Here is a 25,207-nt window from a genome sequence, read left to right on the forward strand (position 1 = left end):
AGCGTCCCCGCTCGCGTATGCTACAAATCGCGAGCGGGGACGCTCGCACTATAAATGCAAAACGGAGATGCTCCCGATTAAAGAAACCGGGTTTTTTACAGAGATTAAGGTTGAGAACCAAAGATTAGGGTAAAAAACCCGGTTTCTCGCCACCCGTTTATCCATTAAAGAGCTACTTTTGAACGTTAAAAATTAAAAATCAAAAATGAAGAATATTTCCTCATTTTTGATTTTTAACTTTTTATTTAGACGACAGCGGCGATCGGGCGGCTGGCGGAAGGACGGCGATCGATCACTTGATCGACTAATCCGTAGTCCTTTGCTTCTTCAGCGGACATGAAGAAATCCCGTTCGGTATCTTCTTCAATGCGAGAAAGCGGCTGACCGGTATGGTTGGCAAGATGTTCGTTCAGGCGGCGTTTGTGGTACAAAATTTCTTTTGCCTGAATTTCAATATCGGTTGCTTGGCCTTGAGCTCCGCCTAGAGGTTGGTGGATCATAATCCGGGAGTGAGGCAAACTCATCCGCTTGCCTTTAGCGCCGGCACTCAACAGAAAAGCGCCCATGCTGGCTGCCAAACCGAGACAAATAGTGCAAATGTCGGGGCGGATGTGGTTCATCGTGTCAAAAATGCCCATACCTGCTGTTACCGAACCCCCTGGGGAGTTGATATAGAGGTAAATATCTTTCTCCGGGTCTTCGGCGTCTAAAAATAGCAATTGGGCAACGATCAGGTTAGCCAAGTCTGAGTCAACCTGTTGGCCCAAGAAGACGATGCGATCGCGCAGGAGTCGCGAGTAAATGTCAAAGGCGCGTTCGCCGCGACCGGATTGTTCTATAACTGTTGGGATCATTGACGCCTGCCTGCCTATTACGTATCTTTTTTTAATTTTAGCGATTAGGGCTCAGTTATAGTTAGCGATCGGTGGCGTGCGATCGAGAAATCGGCAAAATCCTTGAACTGGGCGGGGTTGGGGCGGTAATTTGTGGAAGTTGTGGCGGGGGTGCGATCGGATTTCCGATCCTGCAGGCGATCGATGTTGAGGAAACGGACATCAATCAACTTTGTTATGTGGCGATCGTATCATTGAGAGAACTGAAATCGCTCGATCGCGGCTGACACTAGGAAAATGGGCGTTGCTGATTTAGAGTAGGAAAGGCTAAATATGCCAGTCATAGAAACCACTATCCACAAAGCTTCTGGATTTTAAACTTATTTTTTTCAGACCCTGATTAAGCAACGCCTAAATGATGGTACACCCGATGGGTTGACTGAAATGGGTGAAACACACTCATCAGCCGCAGGAATATTTCCTGGCCGTCCTTCTTTTGGAAAAAGCTCGACAACCCCTCAATTGAAACTTGAAAGAGGTGGCGTTGTGAGTATTCTTCTCGGTAAAAGCCCTGATGAAGTTGCCTTTTTCAACCGAAACATAATTAAGATTGAGAGGCTAAAGTAATGCTGACTGATACGATTGAGAAATATCTGCAATTATTCAAAGAGGCTTCAAATGCCGAAGAATCATTTAGATTTTTGCAGGAAATGAAAAAAGAATTTGCGGCATCGCCCCCTTCAATCAGTGAAGTGATTCAAGAGTTTGAAAAATATGTTTCAAATCCTGATTATCCTGGTGCTTCATTTGCAATGAGCGCAGCCTGGAGTAACCTATCAAAGGATTACACTCCTATACTTTGTCAACTCCTCAATAATGAGAGCCATTATGGTCTCCACGAACTAGCTATTGAAATTTTGGAGGTATTGCGGGATGAAAGAGCAGTCCCTGCATTATCTAAAGCATTGACCTACCGCTGGTCATATGATATATGGTTCATTGTGCCAAGAAAGTCTCTTTGGGCATTAGCAGAACTCGAAACTCCTGAAGCAATAATGATTATCAAAGAGGCAACTCAATCTTCTGAAGAACTAATTCGTGACGATGCAAATATGATATTAGAGTATTTTAGAGAATCTGGCGTTGCTGATTTAGGGTAGGAAAGGCTAAATATGCCAGTCATAGAAACCAGTATCCACAAAGCTTCTGGATTTTAAACTTATTTTTTTCAGACCCTGATTAAGCAACGCCGGAAAATGGTCGAAAAATTCATTGATCGACCGAATCACCAGCTTCGAGATAATCAAGTAGAGTCTCGATCGGGACGCGAGTAGCAATAAAGACAGGAGTTCCACCTAAAATATCGCGATCGCTATGAAAGATAGTAGCTGCGTATTGCAAAGAAAAGGTTGTGACATCAAGACAATCTTCTTCAGTCCAGGTATCACTTTGCTCGAAGGGTTTGTTAGTTTCCATCGCTAAATCTCCACTGGATTTTTATAGATTATATCTTTGCTAGGATTACTGGTAGCGGGATTTCTTTGATTTAATCACCTCAATTACATTGTCGTGTCTTTGCCCTTCAATAATATCCTTGAGATGAATCTGTCCGTTGACGTACTGAACGTGGATGCGCCAGCCTGAGACTTTATCAATATCAGCACGATAAACTGCCTGCTTCACACCCTTAACTTTATGCAGTCTCGTTTTGGGAAATTGTCTCGTCCTGTGACATTCCTGGTCTTCAAGTTCTGCTAAAGCTTCCAGAAAACTAATCTTTAGCTCGTCATCTGGCAAAATTTTCATAGCTTCGTAAATAATGCCATATTCATCACAGAGAATAAGGTTTTGCGCCATAACTTAAGCTGATTATATCTAGGCAGTTTCTCGATCGCGCTGAAGTAGGTCTTGATACAAAGACTCTGCTACACCCTTATACGCTCGATCGAGTTCGTCGTGTTGAATTGCTCGAAAAAGAGTAAAAATAGCTTGCCCAAAAATTGGGTCTTCGTCAACCGCCAAAACCACTCTTAGTTTTTGAGAAATTCGTAGCGTATAAAGCGAAGACTCGTAACCATTCAGGTCTGACGATAGCGGGAGACGACGCAGCTTGCGATACACCTTTGATTTTTGAGTAGGAAAAAGGCTGGCACAATAATTAATTTTTTGAATTACTGCGGCTTTCTCATCTTCATTTAGCAGCGCAATATCTTTCTCAAATTCCCTTGTTGACTCAATTAGAATATCCACGTCAAAAACCGTATAAAAATATATAAAAATTATACTACAAACAGCTTTTGATTGTCAAGCCCCTTGCTCACAACTTACCAGCAAACGCGCTTGTTTAACAACCCACAATTCAAATTTTAATCGCCCAACCACGGCGATACATTCCATACAAAATCAACCACCAAAATAATACCGCAGTCACGGCAAATGCTAGGGAACCATTCAGCGGCCCCGCCCACGGCACAAACCAGTTCTCGTAAATCCAAGTGTAGGTAGTTGGAGCATTTTCACCAGTACCGATATGAGTTTTTAACAGAATTCTGGCAACTATACCGGAAGCAACAAACAGGAAAATTGCATTCACTCCCATGATTTCAAAGGGCCTCCCCCATTTCCACTCCCGCACTTCAATTGTTTGGTAGCAAAATGCTAGCAATAACAACGCCCAACCAGCAGTAAAAACTACATAGGAACTCGTCCAAAGTTGTTTGTTGATCGGAAAGGAAAATCCCCACAAGTGGCCGATTACCACGCAACGGAATCCCCAGATTGCTAAGTTGATACTGGTGCGGGTTTTGATTGGCTGTACTCGCAGCCATTCTCCGGTAAAGTAGCCGATTAGGACTGTAACGCTTGCTGGTAAGGTGCTCAACAATCCTTCTGGATCGAAGGGGCCGCCTTTGTACAGGTGTTGGCTACCGAGAATTAGCCGATCGACATATCCTCCTAAATTTCCTTCTGGCGTGAGTTCGCCGGCAGTGTACCCCCCTACAGCAAATACGGTTAGTGCGCCCCAATAGCCCAAAAGCACGGCAACAGCGAGCAGTTTTTGATTGCGGGGAGAGAGGTTGAGAATGGCGATCGCACTGAGGAAATAAGCTAAGCCGATGCGCTGCAATACTCCCATGATGCGGATTTTACCGAAGTTTTCCACTGGGGCGCTGTTGAGAAGTACGTCAAGGGCGATCGAAGATGTATTTAGCAGCAATCCTAATAGAAATAGAATCGCGGCGCGGCGCGCAATTCGCCAGTAAATATTTGAATAAGGAAGAAGCAAGAAGGAAGAAGGAAGAGGGTTTTTGGCGGATTCTGATTTTTCCTTTGTTTGTGTAAATTTTGAGGTTTCTATTCCTGTTTTAGGAGAATTTTGAATATATTTAGATAGCGAGAAAGACATCGCGCAGCCAACGATGAACAAGAAAAACGGAAATACTAAGTCTGTCGGGGTGCAGCCGTGCCATTCTGCGTGCTCTAGCGGCGGATACACCTGTTTCCAACTGCCGGGGTTGTTGACTAGAATCATCGAGGCGATCGCAATTCCGCGAAAAACATCAAGGGATTTGAAGCGCATGGGGAAGAAGGGAGGAGGAAGAAGGAAGAGTGAAGAAATAAAAACTACTAATTACAATTGCCAAGTACCCATTACCCATTAGCTAAATTTCAATACCTTCCAGAGTCATAATGACTGCATTTTTCATCAACATATCGCAGCGTTCTGCATAAAAAGATGCTGCCTTATCATACTTGTTGATTTGCAAAACGCGCAGAAACATTTGCCTTGCTTGCGCGAATTGCTGCTGGTAGTGAAAAAAAATTCCCTGTTCAAAATAAGTTTGAGTTTGTGCTTTTAGTTCGATCATTGTCGCCGAGTCGCCATCGTAAATTTCAAATACAGCAACAGGTGTTTGTTTTCCTTTTACTTGAACGCGATCGAGAAATCGGCACTTGTAATGTTGAGGATCGTCTATTCGGCAAAGGGTTTGGACGCTAGCTACAATAGCAACTCCATAAAGCTTTGTCAATCCTTCGACGCGGGAAGCTAAATTAACGGCATCAGAAATTACCGTACTTTCCATTCGTTCCGCTTCGCCAATCGTACCTAACATTAAAGTACCCGTATGCAAGCCAATCCCTATCGAAATAGGTTGATAGCCACTGTTTTGCCTGTGTCTGTTATAAATTTTTACTTGCTGCTGCATCTCAATTGCTGCTTGCACAGCATCTTCAGCCCTGTTAGGAAACAAAGCCATAATCCCGTCACCAATGTATTTATCTATAAAACCGTTGTACTGGCGGATAACAGGGCCAACTCGGCTTAAGTAAGAGTTAAGAAATTCAAAGTTTTCTCGGGGAGACATACTTTCGGACAGACTTGTAAATGAGCGAATGTCGGCAAACATAATCGTCATTTCTGCTTGTACAGAGTCTCCTAGTCTCGCATCAACGATGCTTTCTCGTTTTAGAAATTTCAAAAATTCACGGGGTACAAAACGGGCTGATGCGGCGGCTATTTTTTCGAGTTCGCTTTTGCTGGATTCGATTTGATTGAGCGATCTAAATGCTCTCAGTGCGGTGACAACTGTGGTAAATAATTTTTTGTTAGTAAGTTCTGTTTTGGTTTTGTAATCATTGATATCGTAGCTGACAATTACTACATCTTCTGGTACTTGTCCGGGCTGTCCAGTTCGTAAAATAATTCGCACAATTTGATTATTTAAAATATCGCGGATGTATTTAACTACTTCCAAGCCTGCTTCTTCGGTTTCCATAACTACATCGAGTAAAATCAATGCTATGTCGTAGTTATTTTGGATTATTTCTTTAGCTTCTTTTCCTGAGTAAGCGCTAATAAATGTTATAGTTTTACCTTCAAATTGAAAATCGCTTAATGCTAATTTAGTAATATTATGAATTTCTATTTCATCATCGACAATTAATATTTTCCAACTTTCTTCTAGCGGTTGTTGTTGCGCCTCGTCTTCCTCGGCAAATATTAATTCATCGTCACCCGCCGCGATTAATTCGTCATCGCCTGCAGCCAACAGGTTTTTACTAGCTTCTGACATATATCGTTCTCCTATATAAAACTTATATCCATGTTGGCGGTCTAATAACTAATTGCTCATTTTAGCGGGAAATTCAATCATAAACCTTGTCCCTTTATTTAGTTGACTGGTGCAGCTAATTGTGCCTTTTAGTTTTTGAGTAACAAGGTTATAAATAATGTGCAGTCCCAATCCCGTGCCTCCCTGACCTCTTTTGGTGGTAAAAAACGGTTCAAAAATTTTACTGAGATTTTCTGGGTCAATTCCTTTGCCGTTATCGGCATATTCAAATATTAGCCGATCGCCCTCTAGTTTGAAATCAAAAGCCAGAACGCCTTCGTCTTCTCCATCGTAGGCGTGAATTAGGGAATTCAACACCAAATTTGTCACAATTTGACACACTACGCCGGGGTAACTGTCCACTACAATATTTTCATCACACTTAATCTGTATTTTGTGCTTAGTTCTTTTTAGTTTGGCTGTTAAGGATGTCAAAATTTCCTCTAGATAGTTTTTAACATTAAACGTGCGTTTTAACTCGCTAGACTGATCCACAGCTACTTCTTTAAAACTGTGAATCAAGTCGGCCGCCCGCGTGAGGTTAGATAAGATCATATTACTGCTTTGCACGGCGGTATCCAGAAACTTTTCTAAATCGGAACGTTTTATTTGGCCGTTACTGTAAACCTCAAAAAACTTTGTGGCTTTTTCAGCAAGCAGGGAGGCGGCGGTGATGCCTATGCCGATGGGAGTATTGATTTCGTGGGCAACACCTGCAACCAACCCTCCGAGGGCAGCCATTTTTTCCGATTCTACCAGTTTATTTTGAGCCGATTTTAAGTCTGCTAAAGTTTGGGAGAGCTCGGAGGTACGCTGCTGTACTAAATTTTCGAGATTCTGATTGAATTGGTGCAAGTTGGCGTAAAGTTGGGCATTTTCGATGGAGATAGAAATTTGAGAAGACAGCAGTTTTAATATTTCTAACCTGTCTTGGGTAAAAGCGCCTGTAGTCAGATTGTTTTCTAAATATAGAATCCCAGTGAGTTGACCTTGATTAATTAACGGAGTGCAAAGAATAGATTTAGGTTGAACCGCCATTATATAGGGTGTGCGAGTAAATTGTCCTTCGCGGCTGGCATCGTTTAAAACTATACTTTCCTGGGTGCGGGCGACGTAATTCACAACTGCAACTGCTAGCAAAGTTACTTCTCGATCGTCGGCTACAAAATCTATCGGAATTGATTGCATGACAGCCACGCGATCGACATCTACAGATCCTGATGCTTCAATCACCCATTGGCCCTCTTTTTCTAGTATTAAAAACCCTCGTTGCCCCCCGGCATTTTCAATAACGATTTTCATCATTTTGGCCAGCAGTTTGTCTAGAACTATTTCGCCCGCTAAGGTTTGCGATGCTTTCACTGCGGTAGTCAAGTCTAGCACGCCTGCAGCGTCGTTCGTAGTGGAAGCGCTGCTGGTAGATTTGTGAGTTTCAATATTAGTTGAAATCGAGCCGGAAGTTAGCAAGTGCGAGTATTTCGATTCTAAATGCGCTGCTTTGGCTGCTGCTCCCCAGCGCTGATAGCAATAACGCGCTTCTGTCAAGTAAGTTTTAGAATTTTTTTCTCTTCCTATGGATAGATAAAATGCTCCTGCCAATTCTGCTGCTAGTGCTTGTACTTGTATGTATCCGTTTTCTTGGGCTCCGTCAATTGCGCGATCGTAATATTCCATTGCTCTCACAACATTGCCCAAAACACGCGCTTTTTCTGCCGTAAGTAAGTCGCATTTATGCTGAAGATTCATGGGCGCAGAAAGCGCTTTTTGTTGCAGTTTTTTTCGGTTACTGACAGCGTAAAAAATATGCTCTTCTTGTTCCTCCTCTGTTGCAGATGGATAGGCTGCTAGGCGGGCTAGAGAATCGTAAAACTGGTATTCAGAAACATTAATAAAGCCTGCAACTCCGTCTAAATATACTTCGGCTTGCGCTGCATTTTCTAGCGCTGTAGCGGTATCTCCAAATAAATAGGCTAGTATTAATTTTTGCAAATAAAAGTGCTGTAGTCCCACCCGATCGTTAGCTTTCAACAGCAGCGACAACAATTTTTCTTCGCTGTATGCTTCACCTAATACAAGGTGTGGAATTTCCAATTTTCCCATCAATTGCAAAATAGTTTGCCGATATATGTGATTCCAAGTCAATACAGTTTCTTGCTTGAGTTGAAACAGCAAATGGTTGTAACTTACCATTCTTCGTTCCAGTTGTGGCAATTCTTGACCGATGAAATACAAAGACTGACAAATATTTACGGCTGAATATCCGACAGATTCTAAATCCCCATTTTCTAGCGCGCTTTGATAGGCCTCCTCTAATAGCGGCAAAGAGTCTTTAACGTGATGCTTGCCGTTCATCAAAATGAATGCTACTAAATTAAGCGTTTTGCTTTTGAATTCTAACGCATTTAATCTATCGCTCAAATTTAAAGCTAATTGACCAAAGCGCTCGCCCGATTCAATATCTCTAACTATTCCTTTTAAAATTGCTCCGTAATTAGCATAACCGAAGGCAGAAAAAGTAGAGTTCCCGTAATTAATAGATAAATTAACTTGCTCGCACACAATCAGCGGCAGCAGCACAGGTTCAACTATAAATGTAGCTGAAAACATACTGGAAAGCACGCGCATAGTTGCTAATTTGTGCGGATTTGTCATCAGCGGCAAGTTAATTAAATCTTCTATTTTTATTTCGGTTAAATAAGCGGCAGTTTTAGCCAGTGCTTGCTGAATGTGGAGGGGAATCGGCGATTCTGGAAAGTTAATTCCTAACATTTTTAGTGCTTCCCGACCAATTTTTACCGATTCTTGGAGTTTTGTTTGCATCGCACAAGCTATGATTCTGATTTCAAACACTTTGATTTTGTCTAGTTCATTTTTTGCGTGTTGCAGGACAATTCTCGCCCATTTTTCCATTGCTTCAAAGTCGGTATTGAGGTAAGCAGCTTCTGCTGCTGACTCGTAGAGTGCCAGAGTCAAGTCGTAGTCAGTTTGCCAACTTTCGGGGGGAAGCAGTTCAATACCTGCGGTTAAATATTTGAGGGCAAGTTCGTAAGCTGCACTTGCTTTTGCTTTGCGGCCTGCAATTAAATTTAATTGGGATAAGTGAAATTGTTCTAATTGGCTGCGGATGATTTCTTTCGCTAAATTTAGTTGGTTTACGGTATCAAAAATATGCTCTTCTAATTGCTCTGGCGGTGAATTATGCAGTAAAAAATTGCCTATTTTGAGATGGATTTTTTGTTTTTGATAATCGGATATTAAAGCATAAGCTGCTTGCTGCACTCGCTCATGCAAAAATTTGTAAGTTGCGCTCGAAACATCAGCCACTGGTAGGGAAAATTCATCGGTAAAGTCTCTAGATATTGTGTCTGTTACTTCGGTGCGTGCTGCTAGTGCGATCGGAATTTTGTAGGCGTTATTCACGAGCAAAATCAGACCGGACTGAAGTGCCTCTCCGAGGTCTGTTTCTGCGGACGCCAGAGGTTTTTCGGCGAGTGTCGAGATAGTTTCTAAATCAAATTTGTTCCCGATACAAGCGGCTAATTTAAGCAGTTCCTGAGTCTTCTTTGAAAGTTTCTGAATGTTATCTATCATTAATTCTACAACATTGTCAGTTATTCCCATTTCTTGTATTTGTTCGATATCCCACTGCCACTCGCCTGTAAGATGGCATTTTTTCACAATTTGCTCTGAGATTGGTTGCGCTAAGCCCGACAGGTTAGGTTCAGCTAGCTCGACCAAATTATTCGATGGTGAAAGTTTAAAATTAATTAAACCTTTTGAGTAAATAAATTTTATTAATTGAGTTAAAAAGAAGGGATTTCCCGCAGTTTTTCGCCAAAGCAATTCTGCTAAACTTAGGGATTTTTCTGGGGCGCAGTTCAAAGTATCGGCAACAAATTGGTTGACGCTGTTGATATCTAAAGGCGAAAGGGCGATCGCCCTCACAGTACCGCCTGCTTTTTTAATTGCTTCAGCGGTCAGCATTAGGGGATGATTTGCATCTACTTCCTGCTCTCTATAAGCTCCAATTATTAATAAATATTGAGTCCCCAGGTCAGTTGCTAGCAGTTCTATTAACTTGAGAGATGCTGAATCGACCCACTGCAAGTCGTCCAGGAAAATTACTAGGGGGTGTTCTTTTTGAGCAAAGACGCGGATGAAGTTTTGAAATACTAAATTAAAGCGATTTTGAGATTCATTTGCTCCTAAATCTGGGACGGGGGGCTGCGGCCCGACAATCAGTTCTACTTCAGGAATAGCTTCAATAATTACTTGGCAGTTGCCGCCGAGTGCTTTTAAAATTTTTTCTTTCCAAATATGGATTTTTGCGGCATTTTCTGTGAAAATTTGTCGCAACAAATCTTGAAAAGCTTGGAGCAAAAAAGCGTAGGGAATATCGCGCTTAAATTGCTCAAATTTGCTGTCAATAAAATACCCGTTTTCCCGCCGATTCGGCTTGTAAACTTCATATACTAACGACGATTTGCCCACACCTGCTGAACCAGAAATCAGCACGATTTCTGTATTGCCCCGCCTCATCCGCTGGAAGATACTAAGAAGCATATTAACTTCTGCTTCTCGCCCGTAAAATTTTTGGGAAATTTGCAGGTGACTTGACCGATCTTGCTCGCCGAGGGTTATGTGGGAAATTTCGCCTGTAGTTTGCAGTTGAACGAGACAATTTTCCAAGTCGTACAAAAGTCCGAAAGCACTTTGATACCTGTCTTCGGCTGTTTTTGCTAAGAGTTTTATGACGATATCGGAAACGACTTGAGGAATCTCCTTGGTTCCTACTTGATTGATTCTGCCTTCGATGCTTCTGCTTTGTACTTTTTGCTTTCTGTTTTCCCAAGGAGAAACTGGCGTTTTGGCAATATGGCAGTGGACTAATTCCATAGGATCGATCGCCTGAAAAGGCAATTCGCCACAAAGCATCTCATAAAAGGTGACGCCTAAAGAATAAAAATCGGTGCGGTAGTCGATCGCCCGATTCATGCGCCCCGTTTGTTCAGGAGACATATAGGCGAGAGTGCCTTCGAGTAAATGGGGATGGCTGGGGGCGGGGTTTTCGCCCGGTAGCAGGGAGGCGATCGCAAAATCAGCAATCTTGACATCTCCTGTCTCGATATTGACAATAATATTGCTGGGTTTAATATCCTTATGGATGATGTGGTGTTCGTGGAGTTGCCCAATAGTTTCTGCTAGTTTGATGCCAATATGCAGAAATTGTTGTAACTCTAGCTGGTTGTTGCTGAGAAAGTCTTTTAGGGAAATACCACCAAAATCTTCTAAAACTAAAACAGGAAAGTGATTGTATGTTTCTATTTTGTAAAGCTTGACTATTCCGGGTAAATTCAAATTTTTAAGAATTTCGGATTCGTGCAGCAGTTGGGATATTTGCGCTGGGTTAGGGTATGGCGGCGTGAGAGTTTTGAGGATAACGGGTTTTTGTTCCTCAAGCTGCATCCCTCGATAAATAACTGTGTGAGGGTTTGTATAAAGTTCTCCGTCAATGCGGTATCCCGGAATAGAAATCATGATAGTTAGGGGTAATTTCAAAGATGCGGCTATACAATTTTAGATTTTAGATTTTAGATTTTAGATTGGGAATGATTGATGATATAAGGGTTTGGAGCGCGGGCTGAGAGTTGCATTCTTTTTGACCACAAGTATTATTAAGTAAGTGAAAATACACATTGCCGGTCGAGTGCGGTTTTTACGGCAGTAAACTGGCTACTATGATATAGCTTAGCTAAATCCATCCCTAAAGAGGGGAGCATCTCAGTTTTGCATTTACAGTGCGAGCGTCCCCGCTCGCGTATTGTACGATACGCGAGCGGGGACGCTCGCACTACAATAAAAAAAATGCTTTTTAAAAAACTGAGATGCTCCCCTAAAGAGTCCTCCTAGATACTTTTTTGTCGCTTATTTAGTTATCTATATTATTTTAGTATTCAAAAAATCAGAAGTGGCACTTTGCTATCCCGGCAGTGCCAAAATAAACGGGTGCGTGCAAATCTACAGCTAAAATCTAAAAAAATCATGCAGAATATAACTGCCTCAAATCCAGCTAATGCGACCGATCGCGCTTTTGGCACCGCAGACATTCAATTGCTGGTAGTGGATATAGACGGCACGATCGCAGGTATGTCAAACGACATCCGAGAACCAGTCAAGCAGGCAATTTTGGCGGCCTCGTCGCGGGGAGTGAAAGTGGCCGTCGCTACGGGCAGGATGTACCGATCAGCTTTGCGTTTTCACCGCGACATCGGCTCAACATTGCCACTGATTTGCTACCAGGGCGCATGGATTCAAGATCACGCTACTCAAAAACGGCTGCGGCACTTGCCGCTGTCGAAACAAACTGCTCTGCAACTGTTAGATTATTTTGAAGAACCGCATTTGCGACCGCTGCTTTCGATCCATTTCTACATTGACGACCAACTTTACGTGCCGGAAATTACCGCAGCTACCCGAATTTATGCCGAACGATCGGGCATTGAACCAATGGTGATTAAAGATTTGCGGCGAGATATTCCGGGGGAACCGACGAAAGTTTTGGCATTGTGCGAGAATCCGGGGGTACTCGACGGCTTGCTCAGCAGTATGCGGGAGCGCTACACGCCTGCAGAGCTTTATTTGACTCGATCCGTTGCTACTTTTTTTGAAGCTACGCATCCTTTGGCGAATAAGGGAGATGCGGTGCAGTATTTAGCGGAGGAACTTTTGGGTTTGCAGGCGGCGAATGTGATGGCGATCGGCGACAATTTTAATGATGTGGAAATGATTGCCTACGCGGGCGTTGGCGTGGCAATGGGCAATGCTCCTGATGGGGTGAAGGCTGCTGCTGATTGGGTGGCGCCGGATGTGGAGGAAGATGGGGTGGCGGCTGCGATCGAACAATTTGTTTTGGGCGGCTGATATTTGCAGCACAAATAATCTTCCCAAAATTATAGGGACACGGCTTTGCCCATTAGTGTCAACTTAATCTCAAACCAAGTCACAGAATGCTGTTTGACTATTCAGGCCAGATCCCCCCTAGCCCCCCTTAAGAAGGGGGGGACAGGAAGCTCTCAAAGTCAACCCCTACCCCCCTTCTTAAGGGGGATTTAGGGGGATCTAGACTTAGCTATGAACGAGATATCCCAAGGGTTTCAGCCTTAAGTTGACACTCCTTGGCATTGCCGTGTCCCTACTACTTTAAAAATGCCTTTCCACAGAAAAAGCACCGACGACTGGCCGTGTTTCGTCTCGGTGCTTCTTCTGGTTCGCTCCTCACACGTCCATCAATATAGCTGACTCAGTAAATTGTGTCAATACTTTTTACCAAAGTTTTTTTTTTAGTCTTTCCAAGCCTGGGTGCAGGTGCGGTGGATCGAGGTAGAACCTTTGGAAGGTAAGGGTTTTGGTCGATCGCCCTCTCCCTTGCCTTCACCAGAAAAATTTTACCTATAACAGCAAGAAAGCTCACACTGTACCTTTACCCAGCAGGTCAGTGTTGAGATGAATTGCGCGTGAGTTGACGACAGTCCTCGGACAATGCGATAGCTTTCGTTCGAGGACAGGTCGGAAACGAGCCAAATATTTGTGGTGAGTTGACATATTTTTAATTTATGTTACCATGAATATGTAAACACGGTAAGGTCGATGCCATGTACAGAGCAGTGAAAATCAGAATTTATCCTACCGACGAGCAGGAATCCTACTTGGCTCAATGTTTTGGCAATACTCGATGGTTGTGGAATTATATGCTCAATGCCACTACTACCGCGTATAAAGAAACTAGGAAAGGTCTTTCTAAAGCTGCGATGGACAAGTTGCTTCCTGGTTTGAAAAAGGAATATGAATGGTTGGGACAAGCTTATAGTCAGGTCTTACAACGAGTAACATTCAATCTTTCAAGCGCGTTTGTAAACTTTTTTGAGGGACGCGCTAAATTTCCGAGATTCAAATCTAAACATGGTAAGCAATCGATTCAATATCCCCAAAATGTGAAACTAATGCCACAGGATTCTGTAATCAAGTTTCCTGGTAACTTGGGGTTAATGAAAACCGTGTTTCACCAAGACCTTCCTGATGCTAAATTCACGACTGTAACAATATCGAGAAACGCAGATGGTAGGTACTATGCTTCTATTCTTTTTAACCAAGAAGATACGCCCGCCATCGCAATTAGAGAAGCTATCGGTGTTGATTTGGGGTTGAAAAACTTTGCTATAACTTCAGAGGGTTCAAAATACGACCTACCTAAGAAGCAATTGGCTAAGTTAGAAAGGAATAGAAAACGCAAACAAAAGAAATTAGCCCAAAAGACGGATAAAACCTCTAACAAGCGTCGCAAGGCTAAACTTTTAGTTTCTAAAGTCTCTAGCAAAGTAGCTAGAGTAAGACAAGACTTTTTACACAAGCTATCTCGCAAAATAGCCTACGAAAACCAAGTTATTTGTGTAGAAGATTTGGCAGTTAAGAATCTGGTTAAAAATCCCAACTTGGCAAAAGCAATATCAGACCAAGGATGGGGAATTTTTCTAACCATGCTCAAGTACAAAGCCGAGAGATTTGGTCACACCTACCAGGAAATAGGGCGGTTTTTCCCATCTTCTCAACTTTGTAGCGAGACTCTACTACCCATCCCAATACTGCAAAAAGGATATGATTCATTGGGTGTAAGACTTGTAGATTGTCCTCACTGTCTGCATCGCCATGATAGAGACATCAACGCTGCAATAAATATTAAAAACGAAGGCTTGCGAGTTTTGGCGTTAGGAACTAGCGCTTCTGCCCTTGGAGGGGATGTCAGACCAAGGTCATCAGGACGTAAAAAATCCATGAAGGCTGAGGCAATCCCCGTTGAATTGGGAAGCCCACACCCTATCTGTACTCAGATGGGTGTTGGGTAGTTCACTTCACTTCCACCAGCCAGTCCAAAATCAGAGCGTTGACTTCACTCGGCCGCTCGTCGTGGGGACAGTGGCCTGTGTTGGGAATGGAAACAAATTTCACTGGTTTATCGTTGGCGGCCAATTGTTGATAAATCTGGCTGCCGGCGATGGGTGTCCAGGGGTCGTCTGCGCCCCAAAGTACCAATAACGGACGATCGACTTTGGGCAGCAATTCTGACGGTTGAGGGCCTGGAGGGGCTGTGAGAATCGATGCAAACACTTGTTGAGCTCCGGGCTCGCAGGAGGGGGCGTGGAGGAGTTCTACGAGTTCGTCAGTGATGGCTTCGCGGTTCCCGTAGACTTGACGCAGGGTGTTGCGGATGCGGTGTTTTTGGCGGATGTTGTTGAAGACGAAGGGGCCGATCAGGGGCGATCGAACTAATTTAGTAAAAGTCCCCATCACTACTCGCAGCGGGAAATTTAGTTCGTCGGGCCGGTGGTTGAGCCCGCCGGCACAGTTGATTAAGACACCGCCGGCTGATATTTCTGGATGGTTGGCGACTACCATCAAACTCAGCAAAGCGCCGATCGAATTCCCCACAAATACAGCCGGTTCTTGTACCATATCCGCCCAGAAATCAGTCAGCAATTCTTCCCACAATTCCAGAGTGTAATCTAGGGCTGGTTTGGCGGAAGCACCGAATCCCAGCAAGTCCAGAGCAAATACGCGATAGCCGCCGGCCGCTAGTGGGGGGATATTTTGCCGCCAATGTCCGATCGAAGCCCCAAATCCGTGAATCAAGATCAGAGGGCGGCCGGTTCCTTGGACGGTATATTGGATTTTGTGACCTTTCCAAGTCCAAATTAGCTTTTCAAAACTCGTTGCAGATACTAATTGTTGTGCAGTCACGGCTATTATGTAAAGTTTCGTTAACTACTTTCATCATAGCAGAAGTCAGTAGTCAGTAGTCAGTAGTCAGTAGTCAGTAGTCAGTAGTCAGTAGTCAGTAGTCAGTAGTCATGAATTATTGGTTATTGGTTATTGGTTATTGGTTATTGGTTATTTGTTATTGGTTATTTGTTGTAATCCCCGATGCCCAATGCCCAATGCCCCATGCCCCATGCCCAATGCCCAATGCCCAATTTTTACTTTTTTTGTAGCAACCAATAAGTCATCATATTCCCCTTACCTTTTACCGGAATTACGCCTCGCCTCTCAAACAAATACTTATCTTTCAAAAGCTCATAAGTAACATCAGTAACTTGAATTCTGCCGGCAAAACCCGTAGCTTCCATCCTCGCCGCTACATTCACCGTGTCTCCCCATAAATCATAGGTAAACTTGCTCACACCTATCACTCCCGCAACCACCGGCCCGGAATTGATGCCGACGCGAATTGCCAGTTTTTCCCCTGTCTCGGCGCACAACTTTGCTATTTTTGCCTGCATTCCCAGGGCCATTTGGGCGATCGCCTCGGCGTGATCCTGTGTCGGCGTAGGCAACCCCCCGACTACCATGTAAGCATCGCCAATAGTCTTAATTTTCTCCACACCGTACTTTTCAGCTAACTGGTCGAAGTGGGAAAAAATTACGTTCAAGCGCTTTACCAACTCGGTGGGAGACATTCTAGCAGACAACTCAGTAAAGCCAACAATATCAGCAAATAAAACACTTACTTGGGCAAAACTGTCGGCGATCGTGCTTTGCTCTGCCTTCAAGCGTTCTGCGATTGGTTTGGGTAAAATATTTAACAGCAACTTCTCGCTTTGTTCTTGTTGAACTTTGAGCGCTTCTTGCGCTAATTTGCGTTCTGTAATGTCAGAAACAGTACCCTCATAGTAGAGCAGCTCACCTTTTGAATCTCGAACAGCCCGAACATTTTCTGACACCCAAATCCGGCGCCCGTCTTTGCGACATACCATAGATTCAAACCCCGAAACGGCATTTTCAGTATCCATAGCAGCCACGAATTCGAGGCGGCGTTCCGGGTCAACGTACAGTTGCTGAGCAATATTTTTAATCTCGGACATCAGTTCTTCTGGCGAGTCGTAACCGTACAATTTTGCCAAAGCTGGATTAGCGCTGAGATAGCCTCCTGAAGGCGTGCTTTGAAAAATGCCTTCCATAGCATTTTGTACAATGCTGTGATATTTTTCTTGGGCAATACGCAGCAATTCTTCTGCTTGTTTGCGCTGAATCAAAGAACCTAATTGAGTGCCGACGGCATTAAAAACGTCTATAAATCGTGCGTCTTTCCCACCAGACGAAATTTTAAAGAAAACTAGCACTGCCAATACTTCATCGCCTACCAAAATCGGCACGCCAAAACCCGCTTTGAATCCGAGTTCTAGTGCTATCTGACTTCGTAAAAAATTCGGGTAGCCCTGGGAAATATCTTCTACCCATTCCGGTTGCTTGGATGCCCAAACTCGTCCCGGCAGCCCTATATTCATGCCAAATGTCAGTTGTTCGCTTTGCCTGCGGAACGCCTCCATCCCCGCGTTGCTGGCATACCAGCCCCGGGCAGATTGCAGCACAGTTCCTTCTGCATCGGGAATCCAAGCTTCTCCTACATCCCATCCGATTGTTTCGCCCACTTGGTGCAGAATTACTTCTAAAGCTGAGTGAAAGTCTACAGCTTCGCCGATCGCCCGCGTAGTTTCCAGCAAAAACCGGATTGATTCTTGGGCCCGCTGCCGTTCTGCGATTTCTTCCTGCAATCTAGAATTGCGATCGTGCAGTTCCCTAGCTTGCAGTTGCAGTTTGGATTGCAGCCAACGAAGGGAAAGCTGGTTTTGAACCCGGGCTAAGACTTCTTCTACTTGAAATGGTTTAGTAATATAATCCACTCCTCCTACTTGAAAAGCTTTAACTTTTTCCAGCACATCATCTAGCGCACTAATAAAAATTACCGGAATCTCTTTAGTTTTTTCGCTTAACTTTAACTGCTCACAAACTTCATAACCGTTCATTTGCGGCATATTAATATCTAGTAAAATTATATGGGGAGGAGATATTTTTGCCGCTTGCAGAGCCAAGTGTCCGTTAATAGCCTTCCTGACATGATACCCGTGAGATGTCAGCATAGTCGATAGAAGTCGCAAGTTATCCGGCATATCGTCAACGATCAGAATGTCTTTAGGAGTGGCTGGTAATGGATGGTCATTCATCATAATATAATTGAGTTAAGTCGATAATGATATCTATCCGAAAATTATCGACTAAATCTGTTAAAGCGTTAGCGAGATTTGCCTCAGTTTCGGGAATTTCCTCGATCAGTTCGAGGATGCGGTTGTCGTCAACACAAAGTGCTGCTCGGTGCAACTCGACCACCCAGTCTGTGGGCATTACACTCAAATCCTCGGTGGTCAAACTTTTAAGCAGCGTGGGTGCTGCCAAAGAAGTAGATAAGTTTTCTTTCTCATAAATATAACGCAGGTTGAGGTGATGCGCTATCTTTTCAAAGAGTACCTCTTCCCGAAACGGTTTACAGATCAAATCGTTACAACCAGCAGACAAAATTATTTGCCGCTGCTCGTCAAAAGCACTGGCAGTCAAGGCAATAATTATTGTTTCTTTACCTTCTAGAGTTTTCTTAATCTGTCTTGTCGCTTCGTAACCATCCATCACTGGCATCAACATATCCATTAAGATCAGGTGGGGCTTCCAAGTGGACTGCAAAGCAATTGCTTCTTGACCGTTAGTTGCTTCGCGGACTTCAAATCCCAGCGGTACGAGGAGCTTAAGCAGCAGTTGGCGATTTTCCGCTACATCTTCAACTATTAATATCCGATAAGTTTCTTGTCCGGCTTCTAAAGCAATAACTTGTTTAATCGGTGGTTTTTCTTGTTCATCACTTTCTGTTACTAAGTTAACGGAAATATTAAATCGGAAAGTTGTGCCTTGACCGAGTTGACTTTCAACATCAATATCTCCTCCCATAATCCGAACAAACTGTTGGCTGATCGGCAATCCGAGACCAGTCCCCTGCATGGAGTTCCGACCTGTTTCGGTTTGCACGAATGGCTTGAATAATGTGGAAATTTCCGAGGGAGAAATGCCGGGTCCGGTGTCGGCAATTTCAAAATACAATTGGAATTTGTTTTCTTCTGTGGCGTTTTTTTCAGCTTGGCTGCTGACGCGCAAAGTAACAGTTCCGTGTTGAGTAAATTTAATCGCGTTGCCGAGCAGGTTAATTAAAACTTGCCGCAATTTAGCTTCGTCTGTTTGAATGTACTGCGGCAAATCGTCGGTATTTTCCAAGATTAAGTGCAAACCTTTTGAGTTGGCTTTTAGTTGCAGCATTTCTTTGAGACTGTTGAGAAGGTTGTAGAGATTGAAGCGGCTGGGATTGATGGTAATTTGACCGGCTTCTATTTTGGACATTGACAAAACATCATTGATGAGTTCCAGCAAATGTTCGCCGCTGCGGTTGATAATTTTTATGTATTCTTTTTGTTCTTCCGTGATAGAAATGTTGCGGGCCATGACTTGGGAAAAACCGAGAATGGCGTTGAGAGGCGTGCGGAGTTCGTGGCTCATGGAAGCGAGAAATTGGCTTTTGGCGCGGTTGGCAACTTCGGCGTTTTCTTTGGATTTAATCAGTTCCATTGACTGCCTTTGAGTGCGAGCGAGCAATTCCGCTTGCTGTAATGCTACTCCTAGCTGAGTGCTTACATCAACTACAACGTTGATTTCAGCTTCGCTCCACTGGCGGGGAGCTGAATTTTGATAGGAGGCTAGTAATCCCCAGAGCGTTTTCCCCCAGAAAATTGGCACAATAATGTATGATTTAGCTTGAAATCTTTCTAACAAATTGATGTAACAACTATCGAATCCTTGCTTGTAAATGTCTGGGACACAAAGGTAAGTTTTACCTCGGCTGTAGGCTCCGCCTTGGGTTTCTTGCAAATAGGTATCGCGTACTTCTTGTGAGGGGCTATCTAATTCTTTAACGACGCAACGGTCGCTGTCTAAAGCGCCTTCAGTAAGGTGAGAATCGAGTTCTTGTGCTTGGATGAAAGAAACCCACTTCTGGTCACGGGATTCCGCTACAAATTCGCCACTCCAGTCTGGATTGAAACGGTAAATAGCGACTCGATCGCACTTCATGGTTTGGCGCAATTCTCGGGTTGTGGCGTGAAAAATTTCTCGGATATCTAAAGTTTGCCGCATTCTTTCAATGATGCGGGCGATCGCTCTTTGTCGTAAAGCACTTTCTTGCAGTTCGGTTTCTGCTTGCTTGCGTTCCGTAATATCTACAGCCATTAAAGCAATGCCGATTGCTGTACCGTTATCGTCAATTAGCTGAGTATTGTACCACTCGCAGATGATAATTCTGCCGTCTTTAGTCAGATTTTCGGTAGTGCCGCTGGATTTGGCATTCAAGTCGTGATTGAAAATCTCAGATAATTGCGGGTGGTAGCTTTCAGGTACGATCAAATCGGAGGCGACTCGACCAATCGCTTCTTGCTCGCTGTAGCCAAAAATAGCAACGGCTGCGGGATTCCAAGTGATAATTTCTAAATTGAGGTTTAACTCGATAACTGCGATCGGCGTTTGCTGCAATAAAAACGAGATTCTTTGCTGCGATGCTAGCAGTTTTTCTTCGGCTAATTTGCGGTCTGTGATGTCATTAGCAGTGCCGAGAATTTGTTTGGGTTTACCATCGCTTGTTCTGAGAAATACTGTATCCCAACTGTGCATCCACCGCCATTCACCGTTTTTGTGTTTCATGCGGTATTGACATTCAATGACATCACCGTCTTGGGCTTGCTCCACTTTTTTGACGCTTTCCAAAAACTCTGGCAAATCATCGGGGTTGAGCAATTTTGGCATCATTTCTGTACCCATATCTTGTATTTCTTGGGCGGTATATCCGAGCATAGTCGAAATTTGTCGGTTGGTATAAACATTCCGCTGTTCAATTACATCGTAAACGTACAATAGGTTGGGATTGGAATCGGCGATCGTTTGAATAAAGTGCTGGCTCTCTCTGAGTGCGGATTCTGTTTGTTTGCGAACGCTAATATCTCGCGCCACGATAATCACTGAATCTGGAGTCAGCGGAGACACTTTAGCATCGAGGCAAACGTCGCGCTCTCCGACTTTAAAGCTATATTCAACATTGAGGGTTTGCTTCGTTTTTAGAGCTTGTTGGATGGCATTTAATACTAAATCTGCTATAGGTTTGGGCAAGACTTCGTGTGCCGTTTTGTTAATCATTTCGCTTGCAGGCTTCACCAAATTCGTTGATGCTGTCGGAGCGATTTTGAGGCAGCGCCCTTCTGCATTTCTCACTAAAACTGTGTCAGTCATGGCGGCAAAAATAGCCCGCAATTCTGCTTCAGATTCTTGCAGAGCTTGCTCAGCGCAGATGCGGGTGCGAATTTCTGCTTGCAGCAGTTTATTTTGCCGATCGAGCTGCTGAATTCGGTTTTTTTCTCGATCGATCAGTTTAGCTTGAGCGATAGCGAGCCCTACTTGAGCTGCCACAGCTTCTAATAAGTCGATTTCCTCGGGAGTCCATTCCCGGTAACGATCGCACTGGTGCAAACAGATAGCGCCGTTTGCCATGCCTTGGTAGGAAGTGCGAATTGCCAGCATCGATTTTAACCCAACCTTCTGGCAAATAGGTTGAGCAGCTTGCAAAAGAGGGTCTGAATAAACATTGTTGGAGGCGATCGCCATATCTTGTATCATCATTTGTATGACGTGAGGATTGCCCCAAATTGGAACAGGTACGTTCCGAATAGATGGGCAATCGGGTTCGAGATACTCGGCCGCCATAGGAATATCGACTTGGGGGGTAGTAACGTAAGTATGAATCAAACAGCGATTGGCGCAGAATGCCTGACCGATTTGAGTAGCAGCTATTTGAAATATTTGTTCGGGCTGCAAGCTCGATCGAATTTCCTGAGTTATTTTTGCAATCAGCAATTCTCGCTGAACTTGCCGTTCTAAAGCAGCTTTAGCTCCAGCCATTTCTATTTCTGCGTGCTTGCGATCGCTGATATCAAAAAGTACGCCATACCAAACAATATCGCCATTATCGCGCATTTCTGGTCGAGAATTAGATTGCAGCCATTTGAGTTTCCCCGACGGTGTAACAATCCGCCATTCAAAGGCAAAAGGTTCTAAAGTTTGGGCGCTAGTAGCAATTTGTTTGACCAGATATTCTCGGTCATCTGGATGATTTTGATCGAAGCACAAGTCGGGATTTTTTAATATTTCCTCACTCTCTAATTCGTAAATCTCCCGACACGCATAACTAATATATTCAAACTTGAAACTTCCATCGGGCTTCTTGATAAATTGATAAATAACTCCCGGTATATTGACAGCCAATTTCTGCAACCGCGCTTTGCTTTCCCGGAGTGATTGTTCTGTCCGCTTGCGAAATTCTACCTCTTGTTGCAGTTGGGCATTCTGCTGTTTTAATTGTTTTGATAGCTGTTGTATAGTCAATTGACTTTCGATCCGCACTAAAACTTCTTCCACTTGAAAAGGCTTAGTAATGTAGTCAACACCGCCGACTTCAAAAGCTTTGACTTTGTGAAAAGTATCATCAAAAACGCTCAAGAAAATAACCGGTATCTCACTCGTTTCCTCATTAGCTTTCAGTCGGACACAGACTTCGTATCCGTTCATTTTGGGCATGGCAATATCTAGCAAAATTAAGTCTGGGACAACTGTAAAATTAGCATTAGCCGCCATTTCTCCCGAAATCGCCCGCTGAACTTTATACCCTTCTTTCGTCAATATCTTTGATATAAACCGCAGGTTGTGGGGTTGATCGTCAATAATTAAAATGTGAATATTTTCTTTGTCAAATATCATTTTTTGTCTGACCATTGTGGTTTTTTTAGTGCTAGTAGCCGATTGATGATTTAATAAATTTAGCGAGTCCTTCCGCTCGTAATTATTTATAAAACCTTTTCAACCTCAGCAAATCGAGGATTAATTTTAGATATTAGCCATCAACTAACGCACCTTCTATTTTTTAAACTTATTCGTGGCTTGTCTTAAGTTTTCCACTCAAATTAACCGTACTTAACCACATTTTATTTCCCCAACAAACCCCCTTATTTAATGTCCCAATTAAGTTGGCAGAAAAACAATCCTCGCTTAGGCACTGCCGACCCAAGCAACCGGGTTTCTTAATTGTGTTTAAGGGCTGCGACCAACTATTTTCGTACAACCAGGTTGATGCGTCCAGGACTATTTTTTGCTTGACTTTTGCATTAAAAGTCCCAGGAGGATAACGCCAGTTTCTTGACATTTTGCTGCCACCTTCAAAGGATTTTAGCCGAGATACACACCGGGACGTACCGCGAGGCGAAGAAACCGGTTGTTTTACTCTTGTCCCTGCAACAAAGTATGGCTGTGAAAAATCTCGGTTTTGACGCACCCGCCCCTCAGTCTTAAGATATTTATAGGTGACTCAGAGTATATAGCAATCAACCTCGCACCCAAAGGCTACGATATAAACTATTTTCTCGGTCTTTTCTATGCCAACAATTCCTTAAGTTTAGCAATATTTTCACTGCTAAAGTAAATTTTAATTTCGAGTTCTTGGTCAGATTCCCACAGCAGTAGCATATTATCTTCCCCCAAGGCGATTTCGGGATTGTTCAATTCAAGTGTTTGATATTTAACTTCGGGAATTCCTACGCGAATTACCAGTTCCGATTCCAACTGAGGATAGATGTACAATTGCTGTTGCAAGTTGTCAAGTTCTAATTTGTCAACAGTGTTGTTACGTCGGACGGGAGAATCGGGTATGTACCAATAGAGAGTTTCCTCCCGAATTTCAGGATTGACTATCACAAATGTTTCGTCAAAACGCTGGGGGTGCCAGTGAATTTCGCTCAGACCGCCGATTTGCGGAATCAGTCGCTCTACCCAGCTAATTTCTTTGCCGTTGAGGTTTCCCCACCACTGACTGATATTATCGAGATTGTCAGCATTTTCGGGGTCGGTGCTGCCGGACTGCCAGACTGTTTTTAGTTGTTGCATATACAGGTTCTCCAGCGAATTTAAATTTGAGATTGCAGGCGTTCAATTGGAGATTCATTCGTTATACAATAATTTTAATGGACTTACCAATTATTTACCACGAAGATTACGTTGCACCTCTGCCACCGGATCACCGCTTCCCGATGGCAAAGTTTCGGATGCTTTACCAGATGCTGCTCGCGGACGGGGTAGCAGATAAATCGCAATTTCACGCTCCCGAACTTCCGCCTCAAGAATGGATTGAATTAGTCCACGACCACTCCTATGTTCAAGCTTACTGCAACGGAACGCTCGATGACAAAGCGACTCGGCGAATTGGTCTGCCTTGGAGTCGGGCCCTTGCTAATCGCACTTGCACTGCGGTGGCGGGAACTGTACTAACTGCCAAGCTCGCTTTAGAGTATGGTTTGGCTTGCAATACTGCGGGCGGAACTCATCACGCCTTCCCTGCTTTTGGGTCGGGTTTTTGTATTTTTAATGATTTGGCGATCGCCTCTCGCGTTTTGCAAAAAATTGGTTTAGTTCGCAAAGTTTTAATTGTCGATTTAGATGTCCACCAAGGAGACGGAACCGCCGTAATTTTCCAAGATGACAGCAGCGTTTTTACTTTCTCAATGCACTGCGAAGTCAATTTTCCCGGCACTAAACAAAAGGGCGATGTAGATGTACCTTTGCCTGTGGGTATGGAGGACGACGAATATTTACAAACATTGGATAAATTCTTACCCGATTTGCTGTCAAATGTCAAGCCTGATTTAGTTTTGTACGATGCTGGAGTAGACCCTCATCACGGTGACAAACTGGGAAAATTAGCTTTAACTGATACGGGCTTATTTCGCCGGGAAATGCAAGTGTTGATGGCGTGTTTGGCTGGCGGCTATCCCGTTGCCTGCGTGATTGGCGGGGGCTATTCCGATGACATGAATGGGTTAGTTTACCGACATTCGCTCCTGCACCGAGCGGCAAGCCAAGCCTACAGGCAGTACCGACTTTGATGCAGAGCGGCGAGATTTAAAATTGACTTCAGTATTGTTTGGCGAGATGATTGCGTGTTTAAGGTATAAATTCCTACTAAAAACTGGCTAAAGTGGCATTACAAGAGACTGTTGGCGAATCAATAACGGGCTTCACCCCTCACCCCTAAAAATAGTGGGTCTACACTAAATGTCTAATTGACCATATAGCTATCAACTACCACTAGCGAACGAAAATGCTGCGTTCCAGAGGTGAGGGGTAACACCCCCTGCGAATTCGCCAACAGTCTCTTACAATAGATAATATATGGGTGCGATTCGTTTAGCCGAAACTGAGTAACGATACTTAGGGGATAGCTAGGATGACTATAAAGTCATAATAACT

General features: G+C 43.7%; 16 protein-coding genes. 5 read left to right on the plus strand and 11 right to left on the minus strand.

Annotation, left to right across the window (positions count from 1 at the left end; genetic code table 11):
* Positions 1-245: 245 nt before the first annotated feature.
* Positions 246-854, minus strand: coding sequence for an ATP-dependent Clp endopeptidase proteolytic subunit ClpP (gene clpP, locus QUB16_RS27070; RefSeq protein ID WP_006635758.1), 609 nt, complete (start codon positions 852-854; stop codon positions 246-248).
* 71 nt (positions 855-925) lie between these two features.
* Between clpP and QUB16_RS27075 the strand changes: the two genes are divergently transcribed.
* Positions 926-1,120: a hypothetical protein gene (locus QUB16_RS27075; RefSeq protein WP_333320945.1), complete on the plus strand. Its 195-nt coding sequence runs from the start codon at positions 926-928 to the stop codon at positions 1,118-1,120.
* 339 nt (positions 1,121-1,459) lie between these two features.
* Positions 1,460-1,993 carry a HEAT repeat domain-containing protein gene (locus QUB16_RS27080; RefSeq protein WP_333320947.1) on the plus strand — a complete coding sequence of 178 codons (534 nt, stop codon included), beginning with the start codon at positions 1,460-1,462 and terminating at the stop codon, positions 1,991-1,993.
* A 109-nt stretch (positions 1,994-2,102) separates the two neighbouring features.
* Here QUB16_RS27080 and QUB16_RS27085 read toward each other — a convergent pair whose 3' ends face one another.
* The 6 genes from QUB16_RS27085 to QUB16_RS27110 all read right to left on the minus strand — a co-directional run bounded on the left by QUB16_RS27085 (position 2,103) and on the right by QUB16_RS27110 (position 11,485).
* A complete protein-coding gene (locus tag QUB16_RS27085; protein WP_333320949.1) occupies positions 2,103-2,309 on the minus strand; it encodes a DUF433 domain-containing protein in 207 nt (68 codons plus the stop codon).
* A 45-nt stretch (positions 2,310-2,354) separates the two neighbouring features.
* Complete coding sequence (locus QUB16_RS27090; protein WP_333057897.1) at positions 2,355-2,690, minus strand: hypothetical protein; 336 nt, start codon at positions 2,688-2,690, stop codon at positions 2,355-2,357.
* An 18-nt stretch (positions 2,691-2,708) separates the two neighbouring features.
* Positions 2,709-3,083, minus strand: a complete 375-nt coding sequence (locus tag QUB16_RS27095) for a hypothetical protein (RefSeq protein ID WP_333320951.1) — start codon at positions 3,081-3,083, stop codon at positions 2,709-2,711.
* Between the two features lie 109 nt (positions 3,084-3,192).
* Positions 3,193-4,413, minus strand: coding sequence for a heparan-alpha-glucosaminide N-acetyltransferase domain-containing protein (locus tag QUB16_RS27100; RefSeq protein ID WP_333320953.1), 1,221 nt, complete (start codon positions 4,411-4,413; stop codon positions 3,193-3,195).
* A gap of 82 nt (positions 4,414-4,495) precedes the next feature.
* Positions 4,496-5,908 (minus strand): adenylate/guanylate cyclase domain-containing protein, encoded by a 1,413-nt coding sequence (locus QUB16_RS27105; protein ID WP_333320955.1) that lies wholly within the window; start codon positions 5,906-5,908, stop codon positions 4,496-4,498.
* Between the two features lie 48 nt (positions 5,909-5,956).
* Entirely contained in the window at positions 5,957-11,485 is a 5,529-nt protein-coding gene (locus QUB16_RS27110) for an ATP-binding sensor histidine kinase (protein ID WP_333320957.1), read from the minus strand.
* Positions 11,486-11,989: 504 nt separating this feature from the next.
* Between QUB16_RS27110 and QUB16_RS27115 the strand changes: the two genes are divergently transcribed.
* Entirely contained in the window at positions 11,990-12,868 is an 879-nt protein-coding gene (locus QUB16_RS27115) for a Cof-type HAD-IIB family hydrolase (protein WP_333320959.1), read from the plus strand.
* Between the two features lie 731 nt (positions 12,869-13,599).
* A complete protein-coding gene (locus QUB16_RS27120; RefSeq protein WP_333320961.1) occupies positions 13,600-14,847 on the plus strand; it encodes a transposase in 1,248 nt (415 codons plus the stop codon).
* Between the two features lies 1 nt (position 14,848).
* On the opposite strand, the gene QUB16_RS27125 is transcribed toward QUB16_RS27120, so the two are convergent.
* The 4 genes from QUB16_RS27125 to QUB16_RS27140 all read right to left on the minus strand — a co-directional run bounded on the left by QUB16_RS27125 (position 14,849) and on the right by QUB16_RS27140 (position 23,848).
* Positions 14,849-15,739, minus strand: coding sequence for an alpha/beta fold hydrolase (locus QUB16_RS27125; RefSeq protein ID WP_333320963.1), 891 nt, complete (start codon positions 15,737-15,739; stop codon positions 14,849-14,851).
* 236 nt (positions 15,740-15,975) lie between these two features.
* A complete protein-coding gene (locus QUB16_RS27130) occupies positions 15,976-18,003 on the minus strand; it encodes an adenylate/guanylate cyclase domain-containing protein (RefSeq protein ID WP_333320965.1) in 2,028 nt (675 codons plus the stop codon).
* Complete coding sequence (locus QUB16_RS27135; RefSeq protein ID WP_333320967.1) at positions 17,993-22,684, minus strand: PAS domain S-box protein; 4,692 nt, start codon at positions 22,682-22,684, stop codon at positions 17,993-17,995. Before QUB16_RS27135 ends, QUB16_RS27130 begins: the two co-directional genes overlap by 11 nt.
* A 654-nt stretch (positions 22,685-23,338) precedes the next feature.
* Entirely contained in the window at positions 23,339-23,848 is a 510-nt protein-coding gene (locus QUB16_RS27140) for a hypothetical protein (protein WP_333320969.1), read from the minus strand.
* A gap of 77 nt (positions 23,849-23,925) precedes the next feature.
* Here QUB16_RS27140 and QUB16_RS27145 point away from each other — a divergent pair, with 77 nt between their 5' ends.
* The gene (locus QUB16_RS27145; RefSeq protein WP_333320971.1) at positions 23,926-24,843 is read left to right on the plus strand and encodes a histone deacetylase; all 918 of its coding nucleotides are present in this window, start codon (positions 23,926-23,928) and stop codon (positions 24,841-24,843) included.
* Positions 24,844-25,207 lie beyond the last annotated feature (364 nt).

Origin of the sequence: Microcoleus sp. D3_18a_C4 (genome assembly GCF_036702415.1) — a bacterium.
In the GTDB taxonomy this organism is placed as follows: Bacteria; Cyanobacteriota; Cyanobacteriia; order Cyanobacteriales; family Microcoleaceae; genus Microcoleus.